General features: G+C 68.5%; 15 protein-coding genes and 1 tRNA gene. 11 read left to right on the plus strand and 5 right to left on the minus strand.

Annotated elements, in window-relative coordinates; genetic code table 11:
• Positions 1-366: 366 nt before the first annotated feature.
• Positions 367-451 (minus strand) — tRNA-Leu (locus tag AC07PF_RS24300).
• A 19-nt stretch (positions 452-470) separates the two neighbouring features.
• Here AC07PF_RS24300 and rnr point away from each other — a divergent pair.
• Positions 471-2,807: a ribonuclease R gene (gene rnr, locus AC07PF_RS24305; RefSeq protein ID WP_145698051.1), complete on the plus strand. Its 2,337-nt coding sequence runs from the start codon at positions 471-473 to the stop codon at positions 2,805-2,807.
• A 53-nt stretch (positions 2,808-2,860) separates the two neighbouring features.
• Here the strand turns inward: rnr and AC07PF_RS24310 are convergent, their stop codons facing one another.
• Entirely contained in the window at positions 2,861-3,832 is a 972-nt protein-coding gene (locus tag AC07PF_RS24310) for an alpha/beta fold hydrolase (protein WP_494613572.1), read from the minus strand.
• A 79-nt stretch (positions 3,833-3,911) separates the two neighbouring features.
• Here AC07PF_RS24310 and AC07PF_RS24315 point away from each other — a divergent pair, with 79 nt between their 5' ends.
• Positions 3,912-4,643 (plus strand): helix-turn-helix transcriptional regulator, encoded by a 732-nt coding sequence (locus AC07PF_RS24315; protein WP_494613573.1) that lies wholly within the window; start codon positions 3,912-3,914, stop codon positions 4,641-4,643.
• A 21-nt stretch (positions 4,644-4,664) separates the two neighbouring features.
• Here the strand turns inward: AC07PF_RS24315 and AC07PF_RS24320 are convergent, their stop codons facing one another.
• Positions 4,665-6,185, minus strand: coding sequence for an NAD(P)H-hydrate dehydratase (locus AC07PF_RS24320; protein ID WP_494613574.1), 1,521 nt, complete (start codon positions 6,183-6,185; stop codon positions 4,665-4,667).
• Between the two features lie 228 nt (positions 6,186-6,413).
• Between AC07PF_RS24320 and AC07PF_RS24325 the strand changes: the two genes are divergently transcribed.
• The gene (locus AC07PF_RS24325) at positions 6,414-7,280 is read left to right on the plus strand and encodes a methylglyoxal synthase (protein ID WP_494613575.1); all 867 of its coding nucleotides are present in this window, start codon (positions 6,414-6,416) and stop codon (positions 7,278-7,280) included.
• Positions 7,281-7,305: 25 nt separating this feature from the next.
• On the opposite strand, the gene AC07PF_RS24330 is transcribed toward AC07PF_RS24325, so the two are convergent.
• On the minus strand, positions 7,306-8,541 hold the full coding sequence (locus tag AC07PF_RS24330) for an FAD-dependent oxidoreductase (protein ID WP_494613576.1): 1,236 nt from the start codon (positions 8,539-8,541) through the stop codon (positions 7,306-7,308).
• A gap of 48 nt (positions 8,542-8,589) precedes the next feature.
• Positions 8,590-9,924, minus strand: a complete 1,335-nt coding sequence (locus AC07PF_RS24335) for an amidase (RefSeq protein ID WP_494613577.1) — start codon at positions 9,922-9,924, stop codon at positions 8,590-8,592.
• Positions 9,925-10,091: 167 nt separating this feature from the next.
• On the opposite strand from AC07PF_RS24335, the gene rpsB reads away from it, so the two are divergent.
• The 8 genes from rpsB (at position 10,092) to rseP (ending at position 17,510) form a co-directional block, all read left to right on the plus strand.
• Positions 10,092-10,844, plus strand: coding sequence for a 30S ribosomal protein S2 (rpsB, locus tag AC07PF_RS24340; protein ID WP_007852278.1), 753 nt, complete (start codon positions 10,092-10,094; stop codon positions 10,842-10,844).
• A gap of 104 nt (positions 10,845-10,948) precedes the next feature.
• Positions 10,949-11,878: a translation elongation factor Ts gene (gene tsf, locus AC07PF_RS24345; RefSeq protein WP_007852280.1), complete on the plus strand. Its 930-nt coding sequence runs from the start codon at positions 10,949-10,951 to the stop codon at positions 11,876-11,878.
• A gap of 62 nt (positions 11,879-11,940) precedes the next feature.
• A complete protein-coding gene (gene pyrH, locus AC07PF_RS24350) occupies positions 11,941-12,663 on the plus strand; it encodes a UMP kinase (RefSeq protein WP_007852283.1) in 723 nt (240 codons plus the stop codon).
• 60 nt (positions 12,664-12,723) lie between these two features.
• Entirely contained in the window at positions 12,724-13,284 is a 561-nt protein-coding gene (gene frr, locus AC07PF_RS24355; RefSeq protein WP_145698044.1) for a ribosome recycling factor, read from the plus strand.
• Between the two features lie 29 nt (positions 13,285-13,313).
• Positions 13,314-14,045, plus strand: coding sequence for a polyprenyl diphosphate synthase (uppS, locus tag AC07PF_RS24360; protein ID WP_007852292.1), 732 nt, complete (start codon positions 13,314-13,316; stop codon positions 14,043-14,045).
• Between the two features lie 8 nt (positions 14,046-14,053).
• Complete coding sequence (locus AC07PF_RS24365) at positions 14,054-14,911, plus strand: phosphatidate cytidylyltransferase (RefSeq protein ID WP_494613578.1); 858 nt, start codon at positions 14,054-14,056, stop codon at positions 14,909-14,911.
• Positions 14,908-16,086, plus strand: a complete 1,179-nt coding sequence (gene ispC / locus AC07PF_RS24370; RefSeq protein WP_007852295.1) for a 1-deoxy-D-xylulose-5-phosphate reductoisomerase — start codon at positions 14,908-14,910, stop codon at positions 16,084-16,086. The genes AC07PF_RS24365 and ispC overlap by 4 nt, the downstream gene beginning before the upstream one ends.
• Positions 16,087-16,148: 62 nt before the next feature.
• Positions 16,149-17,510 carry an RIP metalloprotease RseP gene (gene rseP / locus AC07PF_RS24375; RefSeq protein WP_494613579.1) on the plus strand — a complete coding sequence of 454 codons (1,362 nt, stop codon included), beginning with the start codon at positions 16,149-16,151 and terminating at the stop codon, positions 17,508-17,510.
• Positions 17,511-17,554: the final 44 nt, after the last annotated feature.

Consider the following 17,554-nt stretch of genomic DNA (forward strand, 5'->3'; position numbering starts at 1 on the left):
CAGGAGAGGACTCGAACCTCCACGATGTTACTCGCTAGTACCTGAAACTAGTGCGTCTACCAATTCCGCCACCTGGGCTTTCAGATCAGATTTGAATTATAGAACGTTTTTTGGGGCCGCCAGGAAAGTTGCCCATTTTTTTGAAAATAGTTGGTGGCTTGCGCTGTGTCGCGAGAGATTGCAGCGGGGTGCCGGAGGGTGTTTGCGCCGCACGTGAGCGTGAAGGGGTCACATGATTGTCGCGGTTCCGTTCCTTGTGCCACCTCGCGGCGAAGATGCCGCAAGGTGCAGAGCGGAAAATAAAAAAGCCGCTGTGGGTACAGCGGCTTCGATATTTTGAAAACCATCACCGGTTCTCGTTAAACTTGGTGCCCAGGAGAGGACTCGAACCTCCACGATGTTACTCGCTAGTACCTGAAACTAGTGCGTCTACCAATTCCGCCACCTGGGCATTTCAGGAAAGACTCAGATTGTATATCAAAAAATCCACCCCCGGCGCTACCGCTGCACATTTGTCGGACGAAATTGAAGGAAGCGTGCAGGGGCACCGTGATGGCCATGGTTTCGTCGTGCGTGATGACGGCGAAGGCGACATCTACATCCCCCCCAACGAGATGCGTGCCGTGCTGCACAAGGACCGCGTGCGCGTGCGCATCGTGCGCCAGGACCGCCGCGGCCGTCCCGAAGGCCGCGTGGTCGAGATCATCGAGCGCCCGCCCCAGCCCATCATCGGCCGCCTGCTGCAGGAAAGCGGCGTGTGGCTCGTCGCACCCGAAGACAAGCGCTATGGCCAGGATGTATTGATCCCCAAGGGCGCCACCGGCGCCGCCAAGCCCGGCCAGGTGGTGGTGGTCGAACTGACCGAACCGCCGGCCCTGTTCGGCCAGCCCGTGGGCCGCATCACCGAAGTGCTCGGCGAGGTCGACGACCCGGGCATGGAGATCGAGATCGCGGTGCGCAAGTACGGCGTGCCGCACGAGTTCTCGGCCGAGTGCCTGGCCCAGGCCAAGGAGCTGCCCGACAAGGTGCGCGCGCAGGACAAGAAGCGCCGCGTCGACCTGACCGACGTGCCCCTGGTCACCATCGACGGCGAGGACGCGCGCGACTTCGACGATGCCGTGTACTGCGAGCCTGCGCGCGTGGGCCGCGGCAAGGGCTGGCGTCTGTTGGTGGCCATCGCCGACGTGAGCAACTATGTGGAGACCGGCAGCGCCATCGACATCGATGCCTACGACCGCGCCACCAGCGTGTACTTCCCGCGTCGCGTGATCCCCATGCTGCCCGAGAAGCTGTCCAACGGCCTGTGCTCGCTCAACCCCGATGTCGAGCGCCTGTGCATGGTCTGCGACATGCTGGTCAACGCCAAGGGCGAGGTGCATGCCTACCAGTTCTACCCGGCCGTGATGCACAGCCATGCCCGCTTCACCTACACCGAGGTGGCGGCCATCCTGGCCAACACGCGTGGGCCCGAGGCCAGCAAGCGCAAGGAGCGGATCCCCGACCTGCTCAACCTGCACGACGTGTACCGTGCGCTGCTGGTGGCACGACGCCAGCGCGGCGCAGTGGACTTCGAGACCACCGAGACGCAGATCATCTGCGACGAGAACGGCCGCATCGAGAAGATCGTGCCGCGCACCCGCAACGATGCGCACAAGCTCATCGAGGAGGCCATGCTGGCCGCCAACGTCTGCAGCGCCGATTTCATCGCCCAGGGCGGCCAGCCCGGCCTGTTCCGCGTGCACGAAGGCCCCACGCCAGAGAAGCAGGAGATCCTGCGCAACTACCTCAAGGCCATGGCCGTGGGCATGACCATCGGCGACGATCCCAAGCCCTCGGAGTTCCAGGCCATCGCCGAGGCCACCAAGGACCGGCCCGACGCCCAGCAGATCCACACCATGCTGCTGCGCTCCATGCAGCAGGCCATCTACACGCCCGTCAACAGCGGCCACTTCGGCCTGGCATTCGAGGCGTATACCCACTTCACCAGCCCCATCCGGCGCTACCCCGACCTGCTGGTACACCGCGTGATCAAGGCCATCCTGGGCAAGACGCAGTACAAGCTGCCCTCGCTGCCCACGCCGGGCGAGGCCCATGCCAAGCTGGCCAAGCGCCTGGCCTCGCGCGTCGCCGCGCCTGGCATGAAGCCGCGCAAGGACGTGAAGCCCCCGAGCCGCGAGGTCCAGGCCTGGGAGGCCGCGGGCCTGCACTGCAGCGCCAACGAACGCCGCGCCGACGAGGCCAGCCGCGACGTGGAGGCCTGGCTCAAGTGCAAGTACATGCGCGAGCACCTGGGCGAGGAGTACAGCGGAGTGGTCAGCGCGGCGACGAGCTTCGGCATCTTCGTCACGCTCGATGCCATGTACGTCGAAGGCCTGGTGCACATCACCGAACTCGGTGGCGAGTACTACAAGTTCGACGAGGCGCGCCAGGAGCTGCGCGGCGAGCGCACCGGCATCCGCTACGCCATCGGCGCGCGGGTGCGGGTGCAGGTCAGCCGCGTGGACCTCGACGGCCGCAAGATCGACTTCCGCCTGGTGCGCGAGGGCGAGGAGCTCTTGGGCCGCGCGCTCAAGGACAAGGGCGTGTCTCAGGATGGCCCCGGTGGTTCCGGCAAGGGCCCGCGCAAGGGCGGCGGCGGTGGTGGCCGCTCCAAGCCGAAGGCGGCCGATCCCTCGGCCACCGAGATGGCATCGCTCACGCGCGAGCGTGCGGCGCGTTCACCGATCCAGGAACTCAAGGCCTCGGTGAAGAAGGCTGCCGCCAAGGGCAAGCCTGGCAGCAAGGGGCGCAAGCCGCGCCGTGGCTGAGCCAGGGGCACTCCGATGAACCGAACAGCCCGCGCCTGCGCGGGCTGTTTTTTTCAGGGCCGTGCGGCGCGCTGGTCCGGGCCCTGCGGCGCGGTCTGTTGCAGGAACGCGAGGTAGCGCTGCGCCGTGTCGGCCGGGGCTTCCATCATTGGCAGGTGGCCGATGCCCGGCAGGGGCTCGATGTGTGCCTGGGGCAGCAGCGCGGCCAGGGCCTGGGTGCCCGAGATGTCGAACACGCGGTCCTGCTCGCCCCACAGCGCCAGCGCAGGCTGCTGCAGCCCTGCCAGCCGCTGCCCCAGCAGGTAGCGGTCCTTGAGCTGGGCATCCCACAGCCGCGTGTTGGATGCCGCGTTGCGCGCCGCTGCCTGCTCGGTGGCGTGCAGGATGGGGTAGGGCAGGAAGGGGCGCTTTTCGAACACCAGCGCCATCATGGCCTCGAAGGTGGCGGCATCGGGGGCCACCAGCGGGCGCTGCCCGGCATCGATGAGCTGGTCCATGCGGCTGGGCCGGGGCGAGCGCAGCCCGTGCGGGGCACCGATGAATGCCACGCTGGCCACGCGCTCCGGGTGCTCGCGCGCCAGCAGTGCCGCGATGGTGCCGCCCATGGAGTTGCCAGCCAGGTGGGCCTTTTCGATGCCCCAGGCATCCATGAGTGCGACCAGCCGCGCGACGTGGGCCGCGTAGTCGTAGGGCAGGGCTTCGTCGCGCGTGCTCTCGCCAAAGCCGGGCAGGTCCGGCACGACCACGCGGTAGGTGGGTGTGAGCGGGCGTGCAAAATCCGCCCAGTGGTCCTTCTCGGCAAAAATGCCATGCAGCAGGATGACGGGGAGCCGGCCACCGGCCGGCGCAGCGCTGTCGAGGTAGTGCACCTCGTGCCCGGTGATGCGGGTCGTGTGGGCGGCCAGGCCCGACAGCTGGCGGTTGAGTTGCAGCAAGGGTTGTTGGAGCAGGGTCGGTGCAGCGTAGTAGAGCGCGGTGGTGGCCAGCACCAGTGCTGCCGCGGTAAAAAGGACAATGCGCTTCAAGAACAGGTCTCCGGTGGGTGGGGATCGATGAAGGCTACCGGGAGCATGGTTTGAAGACTTGCATGTTTGGGCTGCGCCAGTGCACAGCACGCTGACCCTGGGGGGCGACCGGGCCCTGTATGTGGGTGGCTTGCCGCCCACGGGTTGGCATGGCCATGCGGCGCCGGTGCTGTTGATCGGCCTGTCGGGCCGCTTCGCCCTGCATTTGGAGGGCGGGCGGGTGGAGCGCTGCCACAGCGCCCTGGTCGATGCCGGCGTGCAGCACCTGCTGGACCCCTGCGGCGAGCAGGTGGCGCTGATGTACCTGGAGCCCGACTCGCACGAGGCGCGCAGCCTGCGCCAGCCCTTTGCCGTGCACGGTGGCGTGATCCCGGACGTGGCCATCCCGGTGCGCTCGCGCAGCGCCATGGACGCCTACCTGCACCACTTCGATCTGCCGTCGCTGCTGCGGCTGCGCTGCGACCCCGGCAGGCCGCTCGATGTGCGCGTGCAGCGCAGCCTGCAGTGGCTGCGCCACCCAGGCGAGGCGCGGCTCGGGCGCGACGGCCTGGCATCGGGCGTGCAGTTGTCGGCATCGCACTTCAACCATTTGTTCCGGGCCGAGATGGGCGTCAGCCTGCGCAGCTACCGGGTGTGGTCGCAGGTGCGCCTGGCGATGGCGGGGCTGGCGACCAGCCCGCGCCTGACCGATGCCGCACTGCACGGTGCCTTCAGCGACTCGGCCCACTTCAGCCGCATGTTCCGCCAAACCTTCGGCATGACACCGTCGAGCGTGCTCAAGCCCCTGAAAGAAGTGCGGCTGGTGCCCTGAGCCCCGGCATCCCTTGCTTCTTCAGGGTGCGATGCGCCGGGCCAGTGCGCTGGCCGTGAGTGCTTGTCCGGCGGGCCACAGGTCCGCCGCCAGGCCATGGACGTAGACCGCCTCGCTGGCGGCGCGCAAGGCGCCGGCACCGGCGGCCAGGCGTGCACCCACCATGCCGGCCAGCACGTCGCCCGTGCCGGCGGTGGCCAGCCGGCCGTTGCCCGTGGGGTTGATGGCGGGCACGCGGTCGGCCGCGCTCACCACCGTGCCCGAGCCCTTGAGCACGGCCACGCAGTTGAACTGGGCGGCCAATTGCTGGGCGGCATCCAGCCGGTCGGCCTGCACCTCTGCAGTGGTCAGGCCCAGCAGGCGTGCGGCCTCCAGCGGGTGCGGGGTGAGCACGGTGGGCTGGCCGTGCTGGCCGCGCGCCACCACCAGGGCGTGCAGCGCGGCATCGCGCGCGATGAGGTTCAGGGCATCGGCATCGAGCACCAGGCGTGCCGCACGCGTGATCACCTCGCGCAGCACGCAGCCCACGGCCTCGCCGCCGCCGCAGCCGCACACCACGGTGAGCTGGTCCAGTTCCAGCGCGCCAAAGCGGCGCAGCATCAGCTCGGGCTGCTGCAGGTCCACCTCCAAATGGCCGGCATCCAGCAGGGCCACCAGCACACGGCCTGCGCCCTGGTGCAGGGCGGCCGATGCGGCCAGCAGGGCAGCACCCGCCATGCCCATGCCGCGCAGTGCCAGGCCTTCGCCGCCCACCACGGCCACGTCGCCATGGCTGCCCTTGTGGCTGGCATGCGCGCGCGGTGCGGGCAAGGGCGGGCCGGTGAGCCAGGCATTGGGGGGCTCGTGGCCGGGCGCCACGCCCAGGTCGTCGAGCCACACGCTGCCCGCCGCATCGCGCCCGGCGGCCGTGAACAGGCCGGGCTTGAGCGTGAGCAGGCTCAGCGTATGGCGTGGCGAGGGCGTGTGGTGCAGCAGGGCATCGGGCGCCAGGCCCGCGCCGAACTGGCCGGTGTCCGCACCGAGGCCCGAGGGCAGGTCCACCGACAGCACAGGTGCCGGGCTGGCCTGCAGTTGCCGCAGGCAGGCCAGCAGGCGTTCGTTGGGGGCGCGCGGTGCTGCGTTTGCTGCCGGGGTGGTGATGCCGATGCCCAGCAGGGCATCGATGCACAGGTCCGCGCCGGTCAGATCGGCGGGGGCTGCATCGGTCCATTCCACACCGGCGGCCAGGGCCCGTTCCCACGACTGGCGCGCGTCGGGCGGCGCGGTCTCGGACGTGCCCAGCCAGGTCACCACCACGCGGCGCCCGGCCAGGCGCAGGTGCATGGCGGCCTCCAGGCCGTCGCCGCCGTTGTTGCCCGCGCCGCAGGCGATCCACACCGTGCGCGCATGGGGTGCCAGGGCCTGCGCCAACCGGGCCACGGCCAGGCCGGCGCGCTGCATCAGCGTATGGGGCGGCAGGCCGGCGGCGGCTTCGCGCTCGATGCGGCGCGTGGCGGCGGTGTGGTGCAGGGCATGGGGGTGCCCGGGGGTGATGCGGTGCATGCGCGCATTGTGCGCCGTCAGGGCCGTGGGCGGGTCTGCCTGCGCCGGGGGCGGCCGGGCCCAATGTGTGGCATCGTACGCCTGCCGAGGCCATGGCCGCGCTGGAGGAGCTGGAGGAAACGGCCAGGCTCTGGCGGCTCTCGGGATTCGCCTGCACCCGTCTTGGGCGGGCGAACTGGCTGGTCTGCAAACTGCATTGGGAGCCCTTTGGTGACGACAACCCTTCCCTTGAGAACCTTTGGCCTGGCGGCACATCGCCTGCACCGCTCGACCGCCGATGGCGGCCTGGCCCGATGGGCCGTGGCGTCGCGGTCGGTGCTGCAGGAACTCCAGCTGGGCGTTGCCGCCGTGGGAGGATCGGCCGACGCCATCGAGCAACTGGCCCTGGCCGAGCACTTTCCGCGCCTCATGCGCCTGCCCTACGGGCGCGAAGGCGGCGTGATGCGCATGGTCTCGCGCATCGCGGGCGGCGTGCATGCCGAGCAGGAGCTGGCCGGTGCCATCTACCTGCTGGACCCGCTCGACCCCTCGTCCCTGTACCCCGAGGCGCAGGCCCTCAAGCGCCAGTGCATCTCGCATGGAAAGCCCCTGCTGCTGACCGTGGCGGCGGCCGCCGAATGGGTGGCCGTGGAGGCTGCGCTCCAGGCCGGAATCTCGCTGCGCCAGCGCCCGCCGGCCATGGTGCCCTTGATCGCGCAGCAGTCGCTGGCATTGATCGCCCACGACGCCCTCAAGTCGGCCATGGTGGACTTTGCGCACCGCCATTTCGACCTGCTCTCGCAAACGCAGGAGCGCTTTGCCACCGGCACCACGGGCGGGCGGCTCAACGAGATGGCCTGGTCACGCGGCTGGCCGCGCGAGCGGCCGTGGGTGCAGCCCCTGCGCAGCGGTCCGCTGGGCGGCGATGCGCAGATTGCCGAGCTGGTGCTCGACCAGCGCTGCGACAAGGTGCTGTTCTTCGAGGATGTGCATGTCGCGCGCCAGCACGAGGCGGACATCCAGCTGCTGGAGCGCGCGGTCTGCACCAAGAGCTTCGAGGCCGCCTGCTACCACACGCCGGCCATGGCCGATGCCTGGGCCCGCGCCTGGGCGTAGGCCGGCGCTGCCACCCCGGCGGGGCTCACCCGAAGCGCCGCATCCCCAGTCCGTCCAGGTCCACGGCGGGGCTGCGCTGGGCCACCAGGTCGGCAATCGCGCGCGCGCTGCCGCTGGCCAGGGCAAAGCCGCCCGTGCCGTGGCCGGTGTTGAGCCACAGGCCCGGCACGCCGCTGGCGCCGATCACGGGGGCACCGTCGGGCAGCATGGTGCGCGCACCGCGCCAGGCCTGCACGCCGGTGGACAGCTGTGCACCGCCCGGGAACCAGTCGTTGAGCGTGCGGTACAGGCGCGCCAGCGTGGGCGCGTGGTGCTCGGCGTCGGCGCTGCCCAGCTCCGCCCCGCCGGCCACGCGCACGCGCAGGCCCAGGCGGGTGATGCTGATCTGCTGCTGCACATCGACCACGCTGGCCTGCGGGGCGTGCGTGTCCTCGCGCAGCGGTGCGCTGATGGAGTAGCCATGCACGGCCGTCATCGGCAGCCGCAGGCCGAAGGCGGGCAGCAGGGTGGCCGAGGCCATGCCGGCACACAGCACCACGGCATCGAAGCGCTGCGGCGTGGCCTCGCCGGCGAGCACCACGCCCGTGGGGCTGGTGGACAGGCGCTCCACGCGCGTGCCAAAGGCAAACTGCACGCCACCGGCCTGCGTGCCCTGGCGCAGCAGCTGCGCAAACAGGCGGCAGTTGCCGGCGGCCGCGCCGGGCAGCGAGATGGCGCCGACCAGCGGCGTTTCAGGGCACAGGCCGGGCTCGAGCTTCTGGGCGGCGGCGGCATCGATCTCCTGCACGGCCACGCCTGCATCGCGCAGGCACTGCAAGGCCGGCTGCAGGGCGGTGCGGTCGTGCTCGGTGCGCAGCAGCAGCAGGCGGCCGGGGCTGGCCTCGAAGTCGAGTTCGTGCTCGGTGGCGATCTGCAGCGTGCGTTCCAGGCTGTACTGCGCCAGCCGCTCGAGGGCGGTGGCCGGGCCGGGGCCGCGCCTGGCCAGGCGTTTCCATTGCCACAGCCAGGAGACGTCGGCGCGGCCGAAGCCCGGGCCCAGGCGCACCGTGGACTGCGCCCCCAGCAGGCGTGGGGCGGGCGCCATGCCCGGCAGGGACCAGGGGGTGGGCAGCACGGGGGCCAGCAGGCCGGCGGGGGCGAAACTGGCGTCCTCGGCAGCGGCGTTGCGCTGCTCGAAGACGGTGACCTCATGGCCGTCGCGGGCCAGTTCGTAAGCAGTGGTGACGCCGATGATGCCGGCGCCCACGATGGCAATCTTCATGGGTGGGAGTATGGGTTGCGTTGGCCGGTTTCCGGCGAACGCCGGTCGCTATTTTTCTTGTAGTGCTTTTTCGATCTGCAGGCTGGCGTTGAGAACGCCGTCGTCGCGCATCGCTCCCTGCCAGACCATCAGGCCGACCGGGAGTTCCCCCTGCACGTGGCAGGGCAGCGACAGTGCGCAGCCGTCCAGCAGGTTCACCAGGCTGGTGTTGCGCAGCAGCAGGGTGTTGACGCGGAAGAACTCTTCGTCGCGCTCGCCGCCCGGTGCCACGCTGGCGATGGTGGGAGCCGTGATCGGCACGGTGGGCGAGAGCAGGGCGTCGTAGCCGTCGATGGCGGCGTGCATGCGCTCCTGCCAGGCGCGGCGCATGCCGACGAGGGCGATGTACTCCCATGCCACAAGCGTGGCGCCCTTTTCGATGCGGGCGCGCACCCGCGGGTCGTAGTGGTCGCCCTTGGCGGCCAGCAGTTCGCGGTGCCAGGCGTAGGCCTCGGGGGGCGAGAAGCCGTACGCGGGCTGCTGCGCCGCCTCGGGCAGGGCGATGGTGTCGATGCGCGCGCCGGCACTGCGCAGCGTGGCCAGGGTGCGCTCGAAGGCGCGGGCCACCGTGGCATCCATGCCGTCCAGGAACAGGGTGGTGGGCACGGCCAGCCGGTAACCGGCCAGCGGGGCGGGGCTGCGCGTGACGCGCGTGGCCGACAGCAGCTCGTGCACCAGGATGGCATCGCGCACGCTGCGTGTCATGGCGCAGGCGGTGTCGAGCGTGGTGGACAGGGGTACCGCGCCCGTGGTGGGCACCAGGCGCTGCGTGTTCTTGAAACCCACGATGCCGTTCAGGGCCGCCGGGATGCGGATCGAGCCGCCCGTGTCCGAGCCCAGGCCCACGAAGGCCGCGCCCGTGGCCACGGAGACCGCTGCCCCCGACGAGGAGCCGCCAGGCACGCGGGCTTCGCCGGGCAGGGCGCCGAAGCGCGCATCCCAGGCGGCGGGCGTACCGAAGTGGGGGTTCACCCCGACGCCGGAGAAGGCGAACTCGACCATGTTCGTGCGGCCGATGAGGCTGGCGCCGGCTGCCCGCAGCCGGGCAACTGCCGGGCTGTCCTGCTGTGCCGCGGGGCTGCCGGCGAGTGCGGTGGAGCCGGCCGTCGTGGCTTGGCCCGCGATGTCGAACAGGTCCTTGACCGAGACCGCCAGCCCGGCCAGGGGCTGGTCGATGGTGCCGGGTTGCACCACGGTGGTGCGCGCGGTGTCGAAATGGGTCTGCAGGAAGGTGTGGGTGTTGGCCGGTGCCTGTGCTGCGGCGATGCAGCGTTCGAGTTCGGTGGCCGGGGTGCTGGTGCCTGCCCGCAGCGCCGAGCGGGTGGCAAGAAGGTCGGGACGCATGGGTGTGCTAGAATCCTTGGGTTTTGCTGGGAGCAGTAGCGCTTTGCGCGTGGCTTGCATGCAAAACCAATCGCAAACCAGCCCTGTCAAGGTGTTGCAGCGGTCGTGGGAAACACGGCGTTGCAAATATTGGGGCTGATTTTAGACCTAACCTTTGGAGTATTTTTATGTCCGTTACCATGCGCGAAATGCTGGAAGCCGGTGTCCACTTCGGTCACCAAACCCGCTTCTGGAACCCCAAGATGGCCCCCTACATCTTCGGCCATCGCAACAAGATCCACATCATCAACCTGGAAAAGTCGCTGCCACTGTTCCAGGAAGCCCAGAAGTTCGCCAAGCAACTGGCTGCCAACCGCGGCACGATCCTGATGGTCGGCACGAAGCGCCAGGCCCGCGAAATCCTGTCCACCGAAGCGCAACGCGCTGGCGTGCCTTTCGTCGACCAGCGCTGGCTGGGCGGCATGCTGACGAACTTCAAGACCGTGAAGACCTCGATCAAGCGCCTGAAGGACATGAAGGCCCAGCTGGAAACCGGTCTGGACAGCCTGAGCAAGAAGGAGCAGCTCACGTTCACCCGTGAGATCGAGAAGCTCGAGAAGGACATCGGCGGCATCCAGGACATGGCTGCACTGCCCGACGCCATCTTCATCATCGACGTGGGCTTCCACAAGATCGCCGTGGCCGAAGCCAAGAAGCTCGGTATCCCGCTGATCGGCGTGGTCGACACGAACCACTCGCCTGAAGGCATCGACTACGTGATCCCCGGCAACGACGACTCGGCCAAGGCCGTGACGCTCTACGCCCGCGGCATCGCTGACGCGATCATCGAAGGCCGTGCCAACGCAGTGAACGAAGTCGTCAAGGCCGCCACCGGCGAAAGCAGCGACGAATTCGTGGAAGTGCAAGAAGCCGCCGCCTGATAGCCCGGCTGCGCGATCCGTCGCGAACAAAAGCGGGGCTCTGTTGGCCCCCTTTTTTTTAGCCCGAATCTGAACCCACTGAACTGAACACCGAAGGAACAAAGATGGCTGCAATTACCGCAAGCATGGTTGCCGAACTGCGCGGCAAGACCGACGCCCCGATGATGGAATGCAAGAAGGCCCTGACGGAAGCCGACGGCGACATGGCCAAGGCCGAAGAGCTGCTGCGCGTCAAGCTGGGCACCAAGGCCGGCAAGGCCGCCTCGCGCATCACCGCCGAAGGCGTGGTCGCCAGCTTCATCAGCGGCACCACCGGCGCCCTGGTCGAAGTGAACAGCGAAACCGACTTCGTGAGCAAGAACGACAGCTTCATCGCACTGGCCAACGCCGCTGCCGAACTGGTCGCCAAGCACAACCCCGCCGACGTGGCTGCCCTGGGCGCGCTGGCCTACGAGCAAGACAGCTTCGGCCCCACGCTGGAAGACGTGCGCAAGGGCCTGATCGGCAAGATCGGCGAGAACATGTCGTTCCGCCGCTTCAAGCAGTTCAGCGGCAGCAACAAGCTGGCCTCCTACCTGCACGGCACGCGCATCGGCGTGGTCGTCGAGTTCGAAGGCGACGAAACGGCTGCCAAGGACGTTGCCATGCACGTGGCCGCCATGAAGCCCGTGGCCCTGACCAGCGCCGACGTGCCTGCCGACCTGATCGAAAAAGAGCGCTCGGTGGCTGCTGCCAAGGCGGCTGAAGACAAGGCCAAGGCCGAAGCCGAAGGCAAGCCCGTGCAGTCCGACGAAATCGTCGCCAAGCGCATCGAAGGCGGCGTGCAGAAGTACCTCAAGGAAGTCTCGCTGTTCAACCAGGTCTTCGTGAAGGCTGCGGACGGCAAGCAGACCGTCGAGCAGATGCTCAAGGCCACCAACACCACCGTCAAGGGCTTCACCCTGTACGTGGTCGGCGAAGGCATCGAGAAGAAGGTCGACGACTTCGCAGCCGAAGTGGCCGCCCAGGTGGCTGCCGCCAAGGCCGCGGCCTGATCGCCGCCGACTCCCGCAACCACCCCACCAAAGCCCTGCACCACCTACCGGAGAAATTTCCCATGTCCAACGCCGCACCAGCCCACAAGCGCATCCTGCTCAAGCTGTCTGGTGAGGCGCTGATGGGTGACGACGCCTTCGGTATCAACCGCGCCACCATCGTGCGCATGGTGGAGGAGATCGCCGAAGTTACCCGCCTGGGCGTGCAGGTGGCGGTGGTGATCGGTGGGGGCAATATCTTCCGTGGCGTCGCGGGCGGCTCGGTCGGAATGGACCGGGCCACTGCCGACTACATGGGCATGCTGGCCACCGTGATGAACGCGCTGGCCCTGGCCGATGCGATGGACAAGCAGGGTTTGATCGCCCGCGTGATGTCCGCCATCGCCATCGAGCAGGTGGTCGAGCCCTACGTGCGCCCCAAGGCGCTGCAGTACCTCGAAGAGGGCAAGGTGGTGGTCTTCGCGGCCGGCACCGGCAACCCCTTCTTCACCACCGACACGGCTGCGGCCCTGCGCGGTGCCGAGATCGGTGCCGAGCTGGTACTCAAGGCCACCAAGGTGGACGGCGTTTATACTGCCGACCCCCAGAAGGATCCCACGGCCACGCGCTACACGAAGCTCAGCTTCGACGAGGCCATGTCCCGCAACCTGGGCATCATGGATGCGACCGCCTTCGCCCTGTGCCGCGACCAGAAGCTGCCGGTGCGGGTGTTCTCGATCATCAAGCACGGTGCGCTCAAGCGCGTGGTGATGGGCGAGGACGAAGGCACGCTGGTCTACGCCTGATGACGATGCACGGGCCGGCTGCGCGCTGGCCCGTCTCTGGTCCGCCCCGAGGAGAAAAACATGACGATTGCCGACATCAAGAAGAACGCAGAGACCAAGATGGACCAGTCCATCACGGCCTTCAAGAACAACCTGCAGAAGATCCGCACGGGTCGTGCCAACCCGTCGCTGCTCGACAGCGTGCAGGTCGAGTACTACGGCTCCTTCGTGCCCCTGTCGCAGGTGGCCAACGTGGCGCTGATCGACTCGCGCACCATCAGCGTCCAGCCCTGGGAAAAGGGCATGGGCGCCAAGATCGAAAAGGCCATCCGCGAAAGCGACCTGGGCCTGAATCCGGCCTCCATGGGCGACCTGATCCGCGTGCCCATGCCGCCGATGAGCGAAGAGCGCCGCAAGGAAATGACCAAGCTGGCCCGCACCGAGGGCGAGAGCGCCAAGATCGCCATCCGCAACCTGCGCCGCGACGCCAATGAAGCCGTCAAGAAGCTGGTCAAGGACAAGCTGGCGTCCGAAGACGACCAGAAGCGCGCCGAAGCCGATGTGCAGAAGTTCACCGACCGGCACATTGCCGAAGTCGATGCGCTGGTGGCGGCCAAGGAACAGGAAATCATGGCGGTTTGAGCCCCGGTTCACGGGCTCGATCGTTCTACATGTCTGTACCGCAGGTGGTGCCACACCACATCGCCATCGTCATGGATGGCAACGGCCGCTGGGCCACGCGCCGCTTCCTGCCGCGCCTGGCCGGCCACAAGCAAGGGGTTGATTCACTGCGCCGCTGCGCTCGCGCCTGCGTGCAGCGCGGCGTGGGTGTGCTCACCGTCTTTGCCTTCTCCTCAGAAAACTGGAACCGCCCGGCCGAAGAGGTCTCCGGCCTCATGGAGCTCCTGGCCATGGCGCTGGCGCGCGAGGTGCCCCAGCTCCTGAAGGACGGCGTGCGCCTGTACTTCGTGGGCGAGCGTGCGGGCCTGTCGGCCAAGGTGCGTGACGGCCTGGCCCAGGCCGAGGCCGCCACGGCGCACAACACGCGCCTGGTGCTCAACGTCTGTTTCAACTACGGCGGGCGCTGGGACATCGCCCAGGCGGCTGCGGCCCTGGCTGCCAAGGGTGAGCCGATCACCGAGGCCAGCCTGAATGCGGCCATGGGCATGGCCCATGTACCCGATCCGGACCTCGTGGTCCGCACCGGCGGGGAGATGCGCATCAGCAATTTCCTGCTCTGGCAGGTGGCCTATTCCGAGCTGTTCTTCAGCGACCGGCTGTGGCCGGATTTCGACGAATCCGCACTCGACGAAGCCATTGCGGCTTACAGTGCGCGGGAACGCCGTTTCGGCAAAACCTCTGAACAGCTCCTGTCCGCGCATCCCGATCCGATGCCGGGCTGAAAGGCCCCATGCTCAAACAGCGCGTCATCACTGCCCTCGTCCTGCTGGCCATCCTGCTGCCAGCACTGTTCTACGGCTCGCCCCTGCCGTTCACCGTGGTGGTGTTGGTGCTCATGGCCGCCGGTGCCTGGGAGTGGGGTCGCCTGTGCGGCTTTGGCCAGGCCGGTTCGCTGGCCGTGGGCGCCACCTGCGTGGCACTGTGCCTGGGCTCGTGGGCGCTGGGCTGGCTCGCGCAGCCGCTGACCGTGCTGTGGGTCGTGGGCGGCGCCCTGTGGGTGCTGGGCACAGCCTGGCTGCTGCGCGCCGGCGTGCCCGGCTGGCCGCGGATTCCCGCCGCCGTGCGCCTGGTGGCCGGCGTGCTGGCCCTGTGGCTGGCCTGGCTCGCCGTGGTGCAGGCGCGCCACGTGGGCATCAATTTCCTGCTGTCGGTGCTGGTCCTCGTGTGGGTCGCCGACATCTTTGCCTATTTTGCGGGCCGCGCTTTCGGCCTGCGCTTCACCAAGGGCAAGCTGGCCCCGTCCATCAGCCCCGGCAAGAGCTGGGAAGGCGTGTGGGGCGGTTTGGCCGGCGTGCTGGTGCTCTCGTTCGCCTGGGTGGCGGCCGATGCCCACTGGCAGGCCGAGGTGCTCAGTTTCTACAGCCGCATGGCCCTCCAGGGCTGGTGGCTGCTGGTGGTGGCGGCGCTGTTCATGACGGCGATGAGCGTCAGTGGTGACCTGGTGGAATCGCTCATCAAGCGCAGCGCCGGTGTCAAGGACAGCAGCAACCTGCTGCCCGGCCACGGCGGTGTGCTCGACCGCGTGGATGCCCTGCTGCCCACCCTTCCCCTGGCGATGATGCTCACGAGCCTGACGACCCCTCTATGAAACAACGGCTTACCGTCCTCGGTTCCACCGGCTCCATCGGGACCAGCACCCTGGATGTGGTGGCGCGCCACCCTGAACGCTACGAGGTCTTTGCGCTGAGCGCGGCCACCCAGGTGGACCTGATGCTGGCGCAGTGCGCGCAGTTCACGCCCCGCTTCGCCGTGATGGCCAGCGCGCCCCACGCGCGCCAGCTCGAGGAAAAACTGCGCCAGAGCGGCCTGGCCACGCACGTGCTGCACGAGGCCGACGCGCTGGAAACCATCGCCTCCCACCCCGATGTGGATGCCGTGATGGCCGCCATCGTCGGTGCCGCGGGCCTGGCGCCCTGCCTGGCGGCGGCCCGCACGGGCAAGCGCCTGCTGCTGGCCAACAAGGAGGCCCTGGTGGTGGGCGGCGGCCTGTTCATGCAGACGGTGCGCGAGGGCGGGGCGACGCTGCTGCCCATCGACAGCGAGCACTCGGCCATCTTTCAGTGCCTGCCCGAGGACCCCACCACCTGGCCCGATCGGGTGGACAGCATCCTGCTGACCGCCTCGGGCGGGCCCTTCCGCCAGCGCGATCCTGCCACGCTGTCGCAGATCACGCCCGAGCAGGCCTGCGCGCACCCCAATTTCTCGATGGGCCGCAAGATCTCGGTCGATTCGGCCACGATGATGAACAAGGCGCTCGAGGTGATCGAGGCGCGCTGGCTGTTCGACCTGGCGCCCGACCAGATCAAGGTGGTGATCCACCCGCAGCAGATCATCCATTCGATGGTGCAGTTCAAGGACTCATCCATCCTCGCGCAACTGGGCACGCCCGACATGCGCGTGCCGATTGCCGTGGGCCTGGCCTGGCCCGAGCGCATAGCCAGCGGCGCCAGCCGGCTCGATTTCTCGGCCCTGAGCGCGCTGGCCTTCGAGGACGCCGACGCCATCCGCTTCCCGGGCCTGCACCTGTCCTGGCAGGCGCTCAAGGCGGCCGAAGGCACGACGGCCGTGCTCAACGCCGCCAACGAGGTGGCGGTGGGGCAATTTTTGTCGGGCAGATTGCGTTTCGACCACATCCATGCGGTCAACCTTGCAACTTTGGATGCGGTTTCGCCCTCCAAGCCGGATTCCCTGGCAGCGCTGCTCGATCTGGACGCCCAGTCGCGCAGGGCGGCAGAGCAGGCCGCCGGCCTGCTGGCCGCCTGACCGGTCCATCCTTCCCACCCGATGGCCCCGGCTGCTGTCCCTGTTGACCCACGGAGCCTCCCATGCTGCTGACCCTTGTTGCCTTCATCGTTGCCCTGGGGCTCCTGATCGCCGTCCATGAGTACGGCCACTACCGTGTGGCCGTGGCCTGCGGCGTCAAGGTGCTGCGCTTTTCCGTGGGCTTCGGCAAGCCGCTGTTCACCTGGCGGCCCAAGGGCTCGCCGACCGAGTTCGTGCTCGGCGCCTTCCCGCTGGGCGGCTATGTGCGCATGCTCGACGAGCGCGAGGCGCCCGTGGCACCCGAAGAGCGCCACCTGGCCTTCAACACCCAGCCGCTGCGCTCGCGCGCTGCCATCGTGGTCGCCGGCCCGGTTGCCAACCTGCTGCTGGCGGTGCTGCTGTACTCCATCGTCAACTGGAACGGCGTCGAGGAGCCCAAGGCCGTGCTGGCCAGCCCCGTCGCGGGGTCGGTGGCCCACAGCGCCGGCCTGCGCGGCGGCGAACTGGTGCAGCGTGCTGCCCTGGGTTCGGACGAGCTCGAGCCCGTGCGCTCGTTCGAAGACCTGCGCTGGCTGCTGACCCGCGGCGCGCTGGAGGGTGAGTCCGTGCGCCTGGACGTGCAGCCGCAGACCGGCGCGCACCGCGAGATGGTGCTGGACATGTCCAAGATCGACGCCCGCGAGGCCGATGCCCAGCTGTTTCGCAAGATCGGCATCCTCGGCCCCTGGACGCGCCCGGTGTTGGGCGAGGTGATGGCCAAGGGCGCGGCGGAGCGCGCAGGCCTGCAGCAGGGCGACGTGGTGCTCAAGATCGGCGCCACCGAGGTTGTCGACGGCCAGCAGCTGCGTGAGCTGATCCGCCAGTCGATGCGGGGCACCGAGCCGCTGTCGCAGCCCTGGCTGGTCAACCGCGCCGGCAACTCGCTCACGCTGGATGTGTTGCCCGACGCCCAGCCCGAGCTCGGCGCCACGGTCGGCCGCATCGGCGCCTACGTGGGCGCAGCGCCCGAATTTGTAACCGTTGAATACGGCGTGATCGAGGGTTTCTGGACCGGCGTGGTCAAGACCTGGGATGTCTCGCTGCTGACCCTGAAGATGATGGGGCGCATGGTGATCGGCGAGGCCTCCCTCAAGAACCTCAGTGGCCCCTTGACGATTGCGGATTACGCCGGCCGTTCGGCGAGCCTGGGCCTCACGCAGTACCTGGTGTTCCTGGCGCTGATCAGCGTGAGCCTGGGGGTGCTGAACCTGCTGCCGCTGCCAGTTTTGGACGGTGGGCACCTGATGTATTATCTTTGGGAGGGCGTGACGGGCAAGCAAGTCTCGGACGCATGGCTGGAGCGGTTGCAGCGCGGTGGTGTCGCGGTGCTGCTCCTCATGATGTCCATTGCCCTGTTCAACGATATCACCCGGCTTTTTGGCTAACCATTTTTCCGCACCTGCCCGGCAGGTGCGGCTCCAGTTCCATT

Source organism: Acidovorax sp. GW821-FHT10A04 (assembly GCF_059415825.1).

What these genes read in the sequence shown, in the direction of transcription:
- tsf (WP_007852280.1), top strand. Translation starts at nt 10,949, where the DNA reads ATGGCTGCAATTACCGCAAGCATGGTTGCCGAACTGCGCGGCAAGACC.
- AC07PF_RS24320 (WP_494613574.1), bottom strand. Translation starts at nt 6,185, where the DNA reads ATGCACCGCATCACCCCCGGGCACCCCCATGCCCTGCACCACACCGCC.
- pyrH (WP_007852283.1), top strand. Translation starts at nt 11,941, where the DNA reads ATGTCCAACGCCGCACCAGCCCACAAGCGCATCCTGCTCAAGCTGTCT.
- AC07PF_RS24335 (WP_494613577.1), bottom strand. Translation starts at nt 9,924, where the DNA reads ATGCGTCCCGACCTTCTTGCCACCCGCTCGGCGCTGCGGGCAGGCACC.
- ispC (WP_007852295.1), top strand. Translation starts at nt 14,908, where the DNA reads ATGAAACAACGGCTTACCGTCCTCGGTTCCACCGGCTCCATCGGGACC.
- rpsB (WP_007852278.1), top strand. Translation starts at nt 10,092, where the DNA reads ATGTCCGTTACCATGCGCGAAATGCTGGAAGCCGGTGTCCACTTCGGT.
- uppS (WP_007852292.1), top strand. Translation starts at nt 13,314, where the DNA reads ATGTCTGTACCGCAGGTGGTGCCACACCACATCGCCATCGTCATGGAT.
- AC07PF_RS24330 (WP_494613576.1), bottom strand. Translation starts at nt 8,541, where the DNA reads ATGAAGATTGCCATCGTGGGCGCCGGCATCATCGGCGTCACCACTGCT.
- rseP (WP_494613579.1), top strand. Translation starts at nt 16,149, where the DNA reads ATGCTGCTGACCCTTGTTGCCTTCATCGTTGCCCTGGGGCTCCTGATC.
- AC07PF_RS24365 (WP_494613578.1), top strand. Translation starts at nt 14,054, where the DNA reads ATGCTCAAACAGCGCGTCATCACTGCCCTCGTCCTGCTGGCCATCCTG.
- frr (WP_145698044.1), top strand. Translation starts at nt 12,724, where the DNA reads ATGACGATTGCCGACATCAAGAAGAACGCAGAGACCAAGATGGACCAG.